The sequence below is a fragment of the Streptomyces sp. WMMC940 genome (assembly GCF_027460265.1).
In the GTDB taxonomy this organism is placed as follows: Bacteria; Actinomycetota; Actinomycetes; order Streptomycetales; family Streptomycetaceae; genus Streptomyces.
The window spans coordinates 3892432-3905522 of record NZ_JAPZBC010000001.1 but is presented as its reverse complement, the minus strand read 5'-3'; the positions used below and the strand labels follow the sequence as shown (position 1 = coordinate 3905522).

Genomic DNA, 13091 nt, shown 5'->3' with positions numbered 1-13091 from the left:
CGTCGGCACGGGACCGTCGTCATTCCCGTGCGACTTCCCAACCGTCAGCCGGTCGTCAGCTCGTCCACCAGAGCGGTCGCCACCGGCACGGCGATCCCGTGCCGCGCCGCCGCCCTCAGCAGCGCGCCGCCGACCGCATCGAGTTCCAGCGGCCGGCCGGCCTCCGCGTCGCGTTGCATCGAGGACTTGGTGCCGGACGGGAAGGAGTCGTACAGCGCCAGCGTCCCGGCGGGGTCGGTGGTGGTTCCGCAGGCCTCGCTGACCGCGGCGGCCTCCTCGACCAGCGCCAGCAGTTCGTCGCGCCGCTCGGTTCGCAGGTCGCCGATGGTGAGTCCGTAACGGGTGGTGAGCAGCGCGAAGGGTGCGAGGAAGGCGAGCTTGGCCCAGAGCACCGCGGTCCCGTCCTCGACGACCCGGGTGCGTACCTCGGCGGCGTTGAGCATCGCGGCCAGGAGGCCCAGGCGTTCCTCGGTTCCGGCGAGGTCGATCTCGGTGAAGGGGCTGCCGTGCTCGATGGCACCGGGGGTGACTCGGGTCGACTCCACCCGAATGACGGCCGGCGCGACCCGCTGCGAGCCGTAGCGCCCACGCAGGACGTCAGGGTGCTCGATGCCGTTGAGCAACGGCACGACGAGCGCGTCGCCCAGCACCGCGGGCGGAACGCGCTCCAGCGCGGCGTGGAGGGCTGTGTGCTTGACGGTGACCAGGCACAGGTCGACCGGCTCGCGCAGTTCGGTGTCCGCCTCCACCGTCGTGGTGAAGTCCCCGAACTGCGCACTGCGCACCCGGATCCCGTCCCGGCGCAGCGTCCGTGTCGTCGCTTCCCCGGCCACACAGATCACCCGGTGTCCGGCCCGGGACAGCACGGCGGCCAGCAGGCCACCGACACCCCCCGGGCCGAGTACCGCGACGGTCCATCGTTCTGCGGAGACCGCCCCGGGGGGCGGGGAGTTCGCGAGCACCGTGTGGCAGTCCTGCCGGGCGGGCCGGCTCAGAAGTGGGCGGAAGCCGGTGAACAGCGTGAGGAGGCCGGGGCCCCACCGGTCGCGGAAGTCCGGGTCGACGTGTGCGATGTCGAGTTCGTTCGCGGCCGACAGCTCGGCGAAGTCGCGCCGCAACGACCGGCTCGGAGTGAAGGTCCGGCCGGTGAACCGGTCGCGGAAGGAGGCATCGGAGTCGGCGAAGGTGGGGTAGGAGGCCGCCCGGTCACAACTGGCGTAGAAGTACACGATGGCTTCGGCCTCGCTGCCGATCACAGCCGCGAGTTCGTCCCGGCGCTCAAGGGACAGCAGGGCCGTGGCGAAGCCGTCGGTGCCGTAGCAGGCGTGGCACAGGCCTGCGAGCCGGAGGGCCGGGCGGGCGCCCCACGCGGCGAGTCTGCCCTGCACACGTCGTAGGTGTGCGAGAAGGGTGCCACCGGGGTGCTCCATGCCCTCAGCACCCAGCGCGCGCAGGAGCGCGACGGCTTCGGCGGCAGGCAGGTCGGACAAGGGACTCGTTCTCCTCTCGGGGACGGGTGGTCGGCACCCGCCCGCGCATTCGCAACGAGTCCGGACCGTCGCGCAGGCGCGGGGCGGGTTGCCGCCTTCGGGCCCTGCAGTGATCTTCGAGCACCGGCGGAATTCAAGTCAATCCTCAGGTTTCCTTAACAACTCCCAAGCAATATCTTGGGAGTTGTGACCCTTGATGATCTGCGCGTCTTCGTGGCGGTGTGCAGGGCGGGAAGCCTGAGTGCCGTCGCACGCGAACTCACGTGTACGCAGTCGGCGGTGAGCCAGCACGTGAAGCGGCTGGAGCGGGAGACCGGCGTCAGTCTCCTGGAGCGCCATCCGCGCGGCGTCGTCCCCACACCGGCCGGGCGCATGCTCCAGGCAGCCGCGAGGGACGGCATCGCCGGACTCGACCTCGCATTGCGCCGCATCGCCGAGCTGGCGCGCGGTGACGCCGGATCCGTCCGGGTGACGACGGGCGGCACGACCGTTCGCCACTTCATGTCCGAGGCCGTCGTCGCTTTCCGGAACCGCTACCCCGACGTGGACCTGGAGTTCCAGACGGCCAACTCCAGCCGCAGTTGCTTCGAGGCCCTCTCGGCCCACGATCTCGACCTCGCCTGGATCACCGTCGGCGGTCCGGTACGCGGCATCGAGCAGCGCCCCGTCGTCGATCTGCCCTGGGTCCTGGCCGTCCGGGCCGACGACCCGCTCGCCGACCGGCACTGCGTCGGGCCGGCCGAACTCACGGACCTCCGGCACATCCGCCTTCCGGAGAACTCCGCCTCTCGGGCCCACCTCGACGCGGCGTTCGCGGACCTGGGCATCCGTGTCAGCTCCGACACCAGTGTCGCCGACTGGGACACGGCCGTGCTCCTGGCCGAACTCGGCCTCGGCCACGCCGTCGTACCCGCCCCACCCGGCCGGTACGTCTCCGGCGATGCCGCCACCCTGCGGTTCGTGCCCGTTCCCGCTCTGCCTCCGCTGTCCGTGGGCTGGGCCGTCCGCCGCTGGGACGCCCTCACCCCGGTCGCCCGCACCTTCGCCGACACCGTCAGCCGCCACTGCGCGAAGGCCGTCATCGCAACAGGAGCGCGAGACGCGTCGCAGGCGTCGTAATGACGGCGCAAGGCCTCCGGAAGCCGGGGCCCCGGAGCAGCCCCGCCGACATCTGCGCCCGAAGCCCGGCTCGGCTCCTCGGCGGCACCCCGGGCGCAAGGAGACCACCGCGCGCTCGTCGGGCGGCTGACCCCTTCCGAGCGCCCGGCTCCGGCCGCCCGGCGCAGGTTGCCGCGTGTCGCCGATGAGCGCCGAACGCGTGGGGTCCGCGGCCCAGGGGCCGGGTTGCGTAACGCGGCAACCCCTTCCACCTGCCCGTCCGTCGCCGAGCCCGGGGCATCGGCAGCGGGCAGTGACCGGGTGCGACCGCCTGCGTGGCGCGACAGACGTAGGGCGGCGCACGATGGAGGTGTGGCCCAGCCAAGGAGGCATCGTCATGTTGGAGGTCAAGACCCCCAGTAAGCCGGACGAAAAGCGAGAATTCCCCCATGGCCACCTCGAAGCCGTTCACCTGTCGGGGCTGGACTTCGCGGTGGCGACCTTCGAGCCCGGCTGGAAGTGGTCACGGGACGTCGCACCGATCGCCGGGACCGAGAGCTGCCAGTTCCATCACAACGGGATGGTGGTGCAGGGGCGGCTGCACATCCGCATGGACGACGGAACCGAGACCGAGGTCGGTCCCGGGGAGGTCTTCGTCTGTTCCCCCGGGCACGATGCCTGGACGGTCGGCGACGAGCCTTGCGTGGCGTACGACTTCGCCGGTCAGACGGCGAAGGACTACGCGAAGCCGAAGTAGGGACCATCCGAAGGGCCGTGTCCGTTGATCCCGGTGGCGCGTGACACTCGGATTCGACCTCGACGCCTGGCGGCCGACGCCCGAGCAGACCGCCGACTACCAGGAGAGCCTCGACCAGGGGTACGGCTACGGACCCGATCTTCGAGTGGACCTCGCGCAATTGGTCAGTCCACCACGGAGCGTCGTCCTGGCTGCGGTGCTCATGGCCGTGGAGGACGAGAACCTGACCGAGTCCCCTGCCGAAGTTCCGGCCGTCCTCTCGGCCCGCGGCCTGTGGATGCCGACCTCCGACGAGTGGGAGCAGGCCTGCGGGGCCGGTGCGGACACGCTGTTCCGGTGGGGCGACACCTGCCCATGGACCGCGTCCCGTACGGGGACCGAACCGGCCCGCGCACTCAGCGAACGCCTTCGGCCTGCGCATCGCCTACGACACCTACCGCTCGGAGCTGACGAGCGACGTCACCGCGGTCCACGGTGGGGACGGCGGCGAGTCGGTGTGCGGTGGAAACGGCACGCTGCTGGCCTGGCCACCTCGAACCGCAACCCCTTCATGGCCGAGTTCGTGTACGGCCCGGACGGCGAGGACATGTACGAGGATTCCTCGACTCGGCCTGTGCTGACGCTCTGATCCTCAGGCCATGCCTCTGGGCCGTACCTGGGCCACATGCCATGGTCAGAAGCGGGCACAGGCGAGAAATCGCGAGACCGTTCGAATACGGAAGAGGTGTCGGAGGGTCCGGGCACCCCTTCTCAGCCTGATGGGGTGAACCCCGGTGCGGCTGGGACGGCCGGCTCGGCGGCCTTACGCAGCCACGATGGGGGCGAGCCTCGAAGATCAGGGCCCACATCGGGCCGATACCGGGCAGGTCCACAGACTGCCCGATCTCACTGACCAGCGTTACGGGCCCGGATCTCTCGCCCCGTGGCAGCTCCCGCCCGAAGCCGCTGCACCGACCCGGACGTCGGGGTCGGTGTCGGTGCCGCCGTGCACGGTGCGCCAATGAGCGATCACTACGAAGTCCGCTGCCGTACGCGGAGCCTGCGCACAGACCTGGAGGTATTCCGCTCCTCTATGGTGCCGGGGAGAATGATCACCACTCACACTTCCTGAGGAGAACATGCGCGTGCATGCCTTGAAGTCCGTCCTCGCCCTGGCGCTGCTCGCAGGGCTCACCGCCTGTGGGGCATCGGAGGAGGCTACGGACAGCGTCCCCCCGACTCCGACAGCACGCGCGGAGACCACCGAACCGGCTGACCCGGGCATCGGGCCCATGGCCGATTTCGTTGGCGGGAACGTCAAGGGGGCGCTCATGCAACTCGACCCGAAGGCCGAGGTGAGAGTCACTGACAGCAGCGGGCAGGGCCGCGAGGTTGTCGATGAGCGTGATTGGAAGATTTGCACCCAGGAGCCGTTGCCCGGCTTCCCGCCCAACGGTCAGGCCATCCGCTTCGGCGCGGTGTTGATCGGCGAGCCCTGCTGACGTCCGAGGCACACCCGACCTGAGCGGGCGGCCACTGACGAGCCAACCTGGACGGGACCGTACTCGAAACCGTCGCCGGATGAACATGCCGGACGTGATGAATGCCGCGCCCAAATCTCATCGACGACGAGCCGCCGGTCAGGAACCGGTGGCGAAGCCCTCGATGGCCCGTCCGGTCATGGAGACCACGACGGCGCCTTGCCGTGCCACCACGGGAAGGTGGGCACGGTCCTCCTCCTTGCGCAGGATCACCGGCCGGTCCATCAGGGTCACGCTCGCCCCGAGACGGTCCACCAACTCGGCCAGGATGTCGAAGAACCGGCCGGGCGGAAAACGACTGACGGCCAGGCAGACCTCGTTGATGTCCACCTCAGCCTCGTGACCGTCAGCGGCCCGGATCAGCACGTCCTGGAAATACTCGTCCGCGGCGACGACGTACGGCCCCAGGACCTCCCGCACCAGATCCATGTCCAAAGGCTCCGGCTCCCCATCCCTGTACCGGAGCACGAACATGATGCGACCCATCGCCCCTCCCCACACGCCCAGGCCCGCCGCTTGCGTCCCGGCACCATCATGCGTGCCCCCGCGTGCCCGACTGGACGGCGAGCCACGGGGAAAGCGGGGACGTCGGAAGATGGCGGTCCTCAGCAGGGAGCCCGCAGCACAACGGCCCCTGACCGTCTCACCTGATCAGGGGCCGCTCACGTGCGGTGGGTGTGGGATTTGAACCCACGGTGACATCGCTGCCACGACGGTTTTCAAGAGAGTGCTGCGTGAAGCGTTCCTGGTGTGCCTGACCTGCTCGTTCCCCGCTCTCGGGGCTCCTCGTCGACACCAGCGGTCCACGCCTGGTCCACTGGCGCCGGAAGCACCCCTAAACGTTGAGGGGAGGTCAGCTCAGCGACTTCTCGATGGCCTCGAAGATGTCCGCATCGGTCTCCTGCTGCCAGGACGGGAGGTCGGGCCAGTCAGCCACGTAGCCCGGCTTCGGGTCCTCGAAGTGCTTGAACATCTGGGCAGTCCAGCAGGTGGCGACGAACCGGCTCTTCTGGTCACGGGACAAGCGGGAGGTCTTGCCGTCGCTGATCTCGATGAACTGTCGGACCTGCTCATACACGGCGCCCGCGGCCTCGCGCTCCCACTGCGGTGTGTCTTCCCACGGGGTCACGTAGCCAGCCTTCGGCTCGCCGGGGAAGTGCTGGTGCACTCCCGCGATCCAAGCTTCGCGGAACAGTCGTGCGCCTTCGGTCTGCGACATGGCAACCCCTCTCGTCACGGCGTCCTCAGCGTAGAGATCTCTGCCCCCAGCTCCGCTACCCGGTGGTCCCGACGCAGGGGGCCGAACTCGTCGCATAGGCTCCGGAGTCTACGGGCGACATAACCGGACGATGATGCGCGGGCCAGGTCCAGGGCCTCCCGCGCGTACGTGACCACTTGTTCCGGATCACGGCGCTTCGCCCCGACGATGGCAAGATCGGCGAGAACGGCTCCTCTGCGGCGGTACGAGGACCCGGGAGCCAGCGAGTTCTGGTCCAACGCCTGCTTCAATGCGTCCTCCGCCAGATCGAGGCGGCCGAGCTGTACGTATCGTGCTCCGCGCTCCTCCGCCAGGCGGGTGCCGTCGAACCGGAGCCACCCGCCGTTCGCGCTGTCTTCCGGCAGGCTCTGGACCTCCTCGGCCTGGGAGAGAGCTTGCTCGCACCCCTCCAGGTCCCCGAGGCCGGCACAAACCTCTGCTTGCACCGACGCCACCCACTGCCGGGTGGACAGGCTCCTGTCCCCTCGTGCCGCAACTCGTTGAGCCGCGCCGAGGCTCTCGGCCGCCTGCTGGTACCGCTGATCGGACATGTCCACGTAGGCGTGCCGCACGAGGGCACATGCCCACAGGTCATAGGCCCCCGCCTCCTTGCTCACTGACGCGGCAAGCGCGTATGAGGCTGCCGAGTCGGTGTACCGGTTGGCGTCGTATGCGACTTCCCCGGCGAGCTGGAACAGGTCGGCTGCCGCATTGAGGAGAGGGAGTGAATTGCCCCGGATGCCGCCAGCCAGGGCCTCGTTCAGCGCGGTCAGTTGATCTCGGACGATCGGGTAGACGGACCCCTTGGACCGCGCGAGTTGGTAGACCTGCCACAGGTGGCGGTTCATCCGGGCGAAGTCTGCCGGGCTACCTCTACGCACGCCTTCGGCCAGGGCCTCAGCCTCTTCGATCGGTAACGCGGTCAGTGCACCGCTGACGCTGAGGATGCGGAGGAATTCACGGCGGATCATCTCGTCGGGGTCTCCCGCGCTCGGGGGGTTGCTGGACTCCTGCCCTGCGATGTCCCGGCCTTCGGTGCTTGGCGGTCGAAGGAGGTCGTCCAACTCGTGGAGGCTGACTTCAAGGGCGGCGGCCAAGCCTGGTCTCTGGAGCGGCTGCGGTGCGATCTTGCCGCTCTCCCAGCGTCCGACCGTTGTGCGGTCCACGCCAAGTAACTCGGCCAATTTCTCCTGACTGTAACCCAGGGTCCTGCGCCGTTCCGCCAGTCCCATGACGATCCCTACCCGTGCCTTCTGGCCCCTCAGCTCGCGCGCACGGATCTGCGTCAAGCCTGCCGCATGGATGCCGTGGAGACCGTCGATTCCCAGCGCTTTCCTGGATGTTGCCCCGGACGAGCAGCGGGATCACAGAGGAGTTCGGTCATGGTGACGAGAGACGAGACTCTGGCGGGCGAGCCGGACGGCAGTGCACGGACGCAGAGCCCGAACGCTGATCAGAGAGTCCTCATGTCACTTAGGGTCTCCCGTGACTCCGGCCGGACATGGGGGCCTCTCGCGGAGGTTCGCGCGAGCGACGACCCGGTGATCCCGGATAACCCCGGCCGCTTACCGCCGTGCAAGTGCCCGCGGTGCACGGGCCACTCCCAGCGCTCCGGGGCGTCCTCTCGGGCGAAGTCGTGATGCGGTGCACGCGCTGGCGCAGGGTGCCGCTGGCCCTGGTGCGGGAAGCCCGGGAGAGGTGGGCTGCGGAATGTGTCGACATGGCTGTGCAGTGCCAGTTGGCCACACACAGCGATGGTGAGCACTCCGGCCTTCTCGATGACCTCGGCGAGTACGGGACCGCATTGTGGCTCCGCTGGCGAGGAGCGGCCGAGGTGGAGCTGATCGTGCTCCCGGATTGCCCGGTGGTCAGCCCGGGGCCTGACGGAGAGGGCTGCTGCCTGTTCGCCGACCACGCCGACCAACACACCTGGCAGGACGCCGTGGAGGAGACCCTGTCCCTCCCCTCGTAGCGTGAAGACCGTGACTGCAGGGGAAGTTGGGAGTCATGGCGGAGAAGCGACGGAAGTTCGATCCGGAGTTCCGTGAGGGGGCCGTACGGATCGTGACGGAGACCGGCAAGACGATCGCCGAGGTCGCCGAAGACCTGGGGATCAACGAGACCACTCTGGCGAGTTGGGTCTCCCGCGCCCGTCGGGCAGGGATCGCACCGGCCGGCGGGAGTGACGAGCTGGAGCGTCTGCGGCGTGAGGTCGCCCAGCTCAAGCGGGAGAAGAAGGAACTGGTCATGGAGCGTGATGTCCTCAAACGCTGCATGGTCCTGTGGGTGAAGTAGCCGTGGCGGACCCGGCGTCCGTCGTCGGGGTGATCAGCGACTTCAGGACCGAGCACGGCATTTCGCACCGTGTCTCCTGCCGCGCTCTGGGCGTGAGCGAGGCATGGTTCTACAAGCACCGCACCCGTCGGCCCACCCGGCGTGAGCTGCGCAGACAGCGTCTGATCGAAGCGGTGAAGGAGGAGTTCGACGACTCCGGCGGCACCTACGGCTCGCCGAAGATCTGGATCAGGCTGGTGAGGCAGGGCTGGCGGGTCTCCGTGAACACCGTCGCGAAGATCATGTCGGAGTTCGGCCTGGTCGCGCGGAAGGTACGAAGACGGCGGGGGCTGACCCGGCCGGGGAAACGGCTGGCCGCCCCGGACTTCGTGCGCCGCGACTTCACCGCCGAGGCGCCCGACCTGGTCTGGTGCGGAGACATGACCGAGATCGACGCCGGCGAGGGCAAGCTCTATCTGGCCACGGTCATAGACCTGTTCTCCCGCCGCCTGCTCGGCTATGCGATGGGCGCCCGCCACGATGCCGACCTGGTCGTCGCTGCCCTCCACATGGCCGCCGCCACCCGCGGCGGGGACGTCCGCGGTGTGATCTTCCACAGCGATCGCGGAAGCGAGTACGGCTCGCGGAAGTTCCGCCGGGCCTGCCGGAAGCTGGGCGTCACCCAGTCCATGGGCCGGGTCGGATCATGTTTCGACAACGCCGTCAGCGAGGCGTTCAACAGCGTGCTGAAGGTCGAGTACGTCCATCGCCGGACCTTCGCCACCCGCACCGAGGCCCGGATCCGGATCGCGACCTGGATCACCGACTTCTACAACGCTCGACGACTACACAGCGTGTGCGGCTGGAAGAGCCCGATCGACTACGAACACGACTACCGGGCCGGCTTCACCGGGGAGCTGGCTGCATAGGAAGGTCTCCACGAAACCGGGGGATTGACAGGCAGGCTTGTCCCCTGCCCGCAATGTGTCCGAGTGGCCCCCTGGCCTTGCCCGACGCGGGCCCCGGGCCGAACAGGTGGGTAAAGCCGCGTAGGCTGGCCGCCCCAGTCGAAGCGGATTGAACCGCAAGCGCCTGTGGACGCCGATTGCTGGGGGTCGTGGTCGGAGCGTGGTCGGGGCTCGGCTTGGTCCTGGTCGCCGGTCTGGTCGAACGGGCCTTGGAAGCAGCCGACGACGAGTAGTAGCCCTTGGCGTGACAGCCACGAAGGCGCCACCTCACCGATAACGGGAGGGGTGGCGCCTTCGCGTTGTCGGGCATCTGGCCCACGCATGGCCCACAGCGGCGGTCGTGACCTGCGATTTCTCGTCCTCCGTGGGCTAGATCTTGGTCCACGCCTGGTCCACAGACACTGATCAACGACGTGACAGAGGCGAATCAAGGTGAGACAGGACCCATGAGAAAGGGGCGCCCCGCAATCGGAACACCCCTTGTGACCAGCACACACGCTGACCTGGCGGTGGGTGTGGGATTTGAACCCACGGTGACATCGCTGCCACGACGGTTTTCAAGACCGTTCCCTTAGGCCGCTCGGGCAACCCACCTCCGCCCCGCTTCACCTGCTGCGGAGCGGGCTACAGCCTACCGGCTGGCCGCCTCGTGCATGGAAGTCTGACCACAGGTTGACCACGGGCGGTCGGAGCTGACCACGGGGGCGGCTCCCACGAGTCTGCCACGCCGCCGGAGGGGCCTCGGGGTCAGGACCCCTGCGCGCCGTCCTCGCGACGCGCGGAGGGCAGCAGGAGGTCCCGCTCGGGGTGCTGCTCGCCGGAGACGCTGCCATCCACGCCGAGGTCGACGCGAGCCGACTCGTGGAAGGCGTTGATCGCCCGGAACACGGCACGGTTCCGCTCGCGCCACTCTTCCAGGGTCCCCTCGACCTTGCCGTTGGCCTGCCAGTCGACCTGGAGGGCGACGGCGTTCAGCTCGTGCGCGGCCTCGACCACGTCGTCTCCGGCGAGGAGCATGATCTGCTCGAAGGCTCGGCCGCGGGTCCGGCCGGCCTCCGACATCTCGGCCAGCAGCTCCTGATCCGGCTTGTCGCGCTCCCGCAGGCCCTCACGGCACTCGTAGAGGTGGACCGCCAGGAAGATGCAGGCGCGGACACTGTCGACGTAGCCCTCGTAGGCTTCGAGCTTCTTGGTGTCCCATCGGGTCACCAGCCCGTGCTTCTTGCGCTGGCGCTCCATGGCGTACGTCGTGAGGTGAGTGGTGAGCGCGCCCAGGAAAACCGCGGCGTCTGGATCAAGGCCGGTGTCGAGCCGGTCGAAGTCGCCCGCCGGGCCGGCCACAGCATCGCAGTCCTGTGGCGCTTCTACGCGAAGATTCTTCGGGGCCAGCAGCACAAGGCGAACGAGCTGATTGATGTCGCGCTGGACAACTGAGTCCCGGTTACGAAGCCCCCGGAGGCCCACCATTGGTTGGCCTCCGGGGGCTTCGTGCATCTCTACCGAAGACTTGCCACTGATCACGCACGGCAACGGAAAGCCGTCGCTTCCCGAGGCATGGAAAGTCGTTGCGCCCTCCATGACTTGAGGTTCGTTTGAGCTAACTCACCACCAATGAGGCCCAATTCGACCCGCGCGCGTGATCCACATCACTTAGTGATTGCGTCTCTCGACCGGAGCGCGGTAGGAACAGCGCACGCAGATCACCCAGAGCCTTCTTCTTCACATCGCTCAGGGTGACGGGTTGCGGCTCCCTGACCAGGAGCCATCTCAACTCACATACGAAACGGGGACACATGAACCGCATCGCGATGCGCACTGCGCTGCCTCTCATAACCGCCGGCGCAGTCCTGCTCGCAGGAGCCGGCGCAAGTGCCGCCGCTCCGGTGGACGAGCCGACTCCGGCCGAGGGCGCGGAGATCGTTCTGGACGACGGACGTGTCGTCGGCGTCGACGACACGGTCACCTTCACGTTCGAAGGTGAAGAGCCCAAGGCGAACAAGGGGGACATGGGTGCGGCGGCCTGCCCGGAGGTGAACAATCGGCCTACGTACACCGTCAAGGGATCGCCGCGCTTCATAGCCGACAAGAAGAAGCCGCAGTCGACATGGCTGCTGCCCCGTCAGACCGTGTCGTGGGCCGTGACCGGCAGCCACACCTTCACATGGGAGATCGGCGCCAGCGCCGAGGCCGAGGCAGGAGCCATCCTGGCCAAGGCCAAGGTCAGCGTCGATACCAAGATCAGTAACTCGTGGACGTGGACCGGAACACAAACCGTCACCGACACGAACACCACCTCGAAGGGGTACCGTGCGGTGCTCGGGCAGGTCGGCTGGAAGCTCACGGCTGTGAAGACCTGGATCGCCCCGCCCTGCAATGTCAAGAAGAAGACCATCGTCATCCTGGCTCCGCGGAAGGGCGACATGTCGATCGGACGGCAGAATTCATGAGGCCGGTCAGCGGTGCGGCTGGCAGGGCCATACGGCGAATCTCCGTCGCCCTGTCCGTCACGACGCTGCTCGGTGTGGGGGCGTGCAGCCCGAGCGAGCAATCCGGATCGCCTTCGAAGAGCCCGAGCGTGGTGGAGTCGACCCCGACGACTCCGGATACAGTCGCCGCCGAAGCCGCAAAGTCTGTGCTGGAGAGGGGCATTGTCGCCATGGAGTCCCTCGGCGGCGGGTCCGGCGGGCTGCAACGGCAGTTCGGCAACACGCATCCCGCCACGCCGGACGACGTGCTGAGCGTGTCGTTCGCGTTCACCTGCACGGGTGGCTCCACGGTGGCGCTGACGTTCACCGCCGCGGACAAGGACGTGCCGTCGGCTGCGGGGACCCAGGTGTGCGATGGCTCCATCTTCCAGCGCAGCATCGACACCTCCAAGCCAGGTTCTCTCGGATTCTCGGCCGCCCTCACCGGTTCCGAGAGCGGCGGTTACGCCTACGCCTACTACGCCGAGAAAAAGCAGCTTCCATAGCCGGGTAGGTCAGCAGGCAGGTACGGCCCTGAGCCCCCGCCCCGGGCCGAGCGGGGGCTCAGTCGAACCCGAACCGAGCACACCGGCAGGCCCTGTTATCGATCAAGAATCGGCTGACCACAGGTTGACCACACGCACTGATCCACAGTGGGACTGGGTGGGACACGGTGGGACAGTCGGACACATCGAAGGGACTGCCGATCTGCTCGGCAGCCCCTCTCACGTGCAGCTTTGTCAGCTGCGGAAAGTCTCTGGCGGTGGCCAGGATCCGTCCGCGAAGCTGATCGCGGATTTCAAGACCGTTCCCTTAGGCCGCTCGGGCAACCCACCTCCGCCCCGCTTCACCTGCTGCGGAGCGGGCTACAGCCTACCGGCTCGCGGATCTCCCGGGAGGCGGCCCGGGAAGAGTCGTCCCAAGGGGCCGGACCCGGTGGGGCGGCCTTGGTCCGGTCGCGGCCGAGCGCCGGCACGGCAGTGGCTCAGCGGTCGGCGATGTCCTCGCGGAGACCGTCGGAGAACTCCCACCACGACAGGGGAAGCCAGTCGCCGTCGACAAAGGCATCCACCGTGGCGCCACGACCGCGGACCGTCACCGTCGTACCGGCCGGGTACGTGGCTCCGGAGAGGCCCGGTACGGGGACGAGCAGGGTCCCTAGCCTTTGTGCTGCCACTTTCTCGCCCTCCCATTCGGTTGACTCGGCGCGGCACCTGAAGGCACCACCCGGGGCGGGTATTCCTCCTGAGATTACCGGCTT

The 13091-nt window shown here is 68.2% G+C and carries 16 protein-coding genes, 1 tRNA gene and 1 pseudogene; 10 read left to right on the top strand and 8 right to left on the bottom strand.

Features of this window, described 5'->3' with window-relative positions; translation table 11 throughout:
- Nucleotides 1–44: 44 nt before the first annotated feature.
- On the bottom strand, nucleotides 45–962 hold the full coding sequence (locus tag O7595_RS17130) for a ketopantoate reductase family protein (RefSeq protein ID WP_269732521.1): 918 nt from the start codon (nucleotides 960–962) through the stop codon (nucleotides 45–47).
- A pseudogene (locus tag O7595_RS17125) lies at nucleotides 942–1490 on the bottom strand (DUF6817 domain-containing protein); the annotation flags it as partial. The pseudogene O7595_RS17125 and the gene O7595_RS17130, both read right to left, overlap by 21 nt.
- Before the next feature lie 186 nt (nucleotides 1491–1676).
- Between O7595_RS17125 and O7595_RS17120 the strand changes: the two are divergent.
- The 4 genes from O7595_RS17120 (at nucleotide 1677) to O7595_RS17105 (ending at nucleotide 4826) form a co-directional block, all read left to right on the top strand.
- Nucleotides 1677–2609 carry a LysR family transcriptional regulator gene (locus tag O7595_RS17120; protein WP_269729540.1) on the top strand — a complete coding sequence of 311 codons (933 nt, stop codon included), beginning with the start codon at nucleotides 1677–1679 and terminating at the stop codon, nucleotides 2607–2609.
- A gap of 376 nt (nucleotides 2610–2985) precedes the next feature.
- Nucleotides 2986–3345, top strand: coding sequence for a cupin domain-containing protein (locus O7595_RS17115; RefSeq protein ID WP_269729539.1), 360 nt, complete (start codon nucleotides 2986–2988; stop codon nucleotides 3343–3345).
- 40 nt (nucleotides 3346–3385) lie between these two features.
- Nucleotides 3386–3973 (top strand): hypothetical protein, encoded by a 588-nt coding sequence (locus O7595_RS17110; RefSeq protein ID WP_269729538.1) that lies wholly within the window; start codon nucleotides 3386–3388, stop codon nucleotides 3971–3973.
- 490 nt (nucleotides 3974–4463) lie between these two features.
- Nucleotides 4464–4826 carry a hypothetical protein gene (locus O7595_RS17105; RefSeq protein ID WP_269729537.1) on the top strand — a complete coding sequence of 121 codons (363 nt, stop codon included), beginning with the start codon at nucleotides 4464–4466 and terminating at the stop codon, nucleotides 4824–4826.
- A gap of 138 nt (nucleotides 4827–4964) precedes the next feature.
- Here O7595_RS17105 and O7595_RS17100 read toward each other — a convergent pair whose 3' ends face one another.
- The 3 genes from O7595_RS17100 to O7595_RS17090 form a co-directional block, all read right to left on the bottom strand.
- A complete protein-coding gene (locus O7595_RS17100) occupies nucleotides 4965–5294 on the bottom strand; it encodes a hypothetical protein (RefSeq protein ID WP_269729536.1) in 330 nt (109 codons plus the stop codon).
- Nucleotides 5295–5718: 424 nt separating this feature from the next.
- A complete protein-coding gene (locus tag O7595_RS17095) occupies nucleotides 5719–6084 on the bottom strand; it encodes a hypothetical protein (RefSeq protein ID WP_269729535.1) in 366 nt (121 codons plus the stop codon).
- A 14-nt stretch (nucleotides 6085–6098) separates the two neighbouring features.
- Nucleotides 6099–7355, bottom strand: a complete 1257-nt coding sequence (locus tag O7595_RS17090) for a helix-turn-helix domain-containing protein (RefSeq protein WP_269729534.1) — start codon at nucleotides 7353–7355, stop codon at nucleotides 6099–6101.
- Nucleotides 7356–7843: 488 nt separating this feature from the next.
- Between O7595_RS17090 and O7595_RS17085 the strand changes: the two genes are divergently transcribed.
- Genes O7595_RS17085 through O7595_RS17075 form a run of 3 tightly spaced genes read left to right on the top strand, consistent with a single transcriptional unit; the run spans nucleotide 7844 to nucleotide 9326 of the window.
- The gene (locus O7595_RS17085; protein ID WP_332328187.1) at nucleotides 7844–8095 is read left to right on the top strand and encodes a hypothetical protein; all 252 of its coding nucleotides are present in this window, start codon (nucleotides 7844–7846) and stop codon (nucleotides 8093–8095) included.
- Nucleotides 8096–8130: 35 nt separating this feature from the next.
- Nucleotides 8131–8418 carry a transposase gene (locus tag O7595_RS17080; RefSeq protein WP_269726684.1) on the top strand — a complete coding sequence of 96 codons (288 nt, stop codon included), beginning with the start codon at nucleotides 8131–8133 and terminating at the stop codon, nucleotides 8416–8418.
- Nucleotides 8406–9326 (top strand): IS3 family transposase, encoded by a 921-nt coding sequence (locus O7595_RS17075; RefSeq protein WP_269729532.1) that lies wholly within the window; start codon nucleotides 8406–8408, stop codon nucleotides 9324–9326. Before O7595_RS17080 ends, O7595_RS17075 begins: the two co-directional genes overlap by 13 nt.
- Before the next feature lie 543 nt (nucleotides 9327–9869).
- Here O7595_RS17075 and O7595_RS17070 read toward each other — a convergent pair.
- Together O7595_RS17070 and O7595_RS17065 are read right to left on the bottom strand one after the other, a co-directional pair.
- A tRNA-Ser gene (locus tag O7595_RS17070) sits at nucleotides 9870–9959 on the bottom strand.
- 153 nt (nucleotides 9960–10112) lie between these two features.
- Nucleotides 10113–10604, bottom strand: a complete 492-nt coding sequence (locus O7595_RS17065; protein WP_269729531.1) for a hypothetical protein — start codon at nucleotides 10602–10604, stop codon at nucleotides 10113–10115.
- A 15-nt stretch (nucleotides 10605–10619) separates the two neighbouring features.
- Here O7595_RS17065 and O7595_RS17060 point away from each other — a divergent pair, with 15 nt between their 5' ends.
- The 3 genes from O7595_RS17060 to O7595_RS17050 all read left to right on the top strand — a co-directional run bounded on the left by O7595_RS17060 (nucleotide 10620) and on the right by O7595_RS17050 (nucleotide 12336).
- Complete coding sequence (locus O7595_RS17060) at nucleotides 10620–10799, top strand: hypothetical protein (RefSeq protein WP_332328186.1); 180 nt, start codon at nucleotides 10620–10622, stop codon at nucleotides 10797–10799.
- 359 nt (nucleotides 10800–11158) lie between these two features.
- On the top strand, nucleotides 11159–11812 hold the full coding sequence (locus O7595_RS17055) for a hypothetical protein (RefSeq protein ID WP_269729530.1): 654 nt from the start codon (nucleotides 11159–11161) through the stop codon (nucleotides 11810–11812).
- Nucleotides 11813–11940: 128 nt separating this feature from the next.
- Nucleotides 11941–12336: a hypothetical protein gene (locus O7595_RS17050; protein ID WP_269729529.1), complete on the top strand. Its 396-nt coding sequence runs from the start codon at nucleotides 11941–11943 to the stop codon at nucleotides 12334–12336.
- Nucleotides 12337–12815: 479 nt separating this feature from the next.
- On the opposite strand, the gene O7595_RS17045 is transcribed toward O7595_RS17050, so the two are convergent.
- Nucleotides 12816–13007 carry a hypothetical protein gene (locus O7595_RS17045; RefSeq protein ID WP_026165024.1) on the bottom strand — a complete coding sequence of 64 codons (192 nt, stop codon included), beginning with the start codon at nucleotides 13005–13007 and terminating at the stop codon, nucleotides 12816–12818.
- Nucleotides 13008–13091 lie beyond the last annotated feature (84 nt).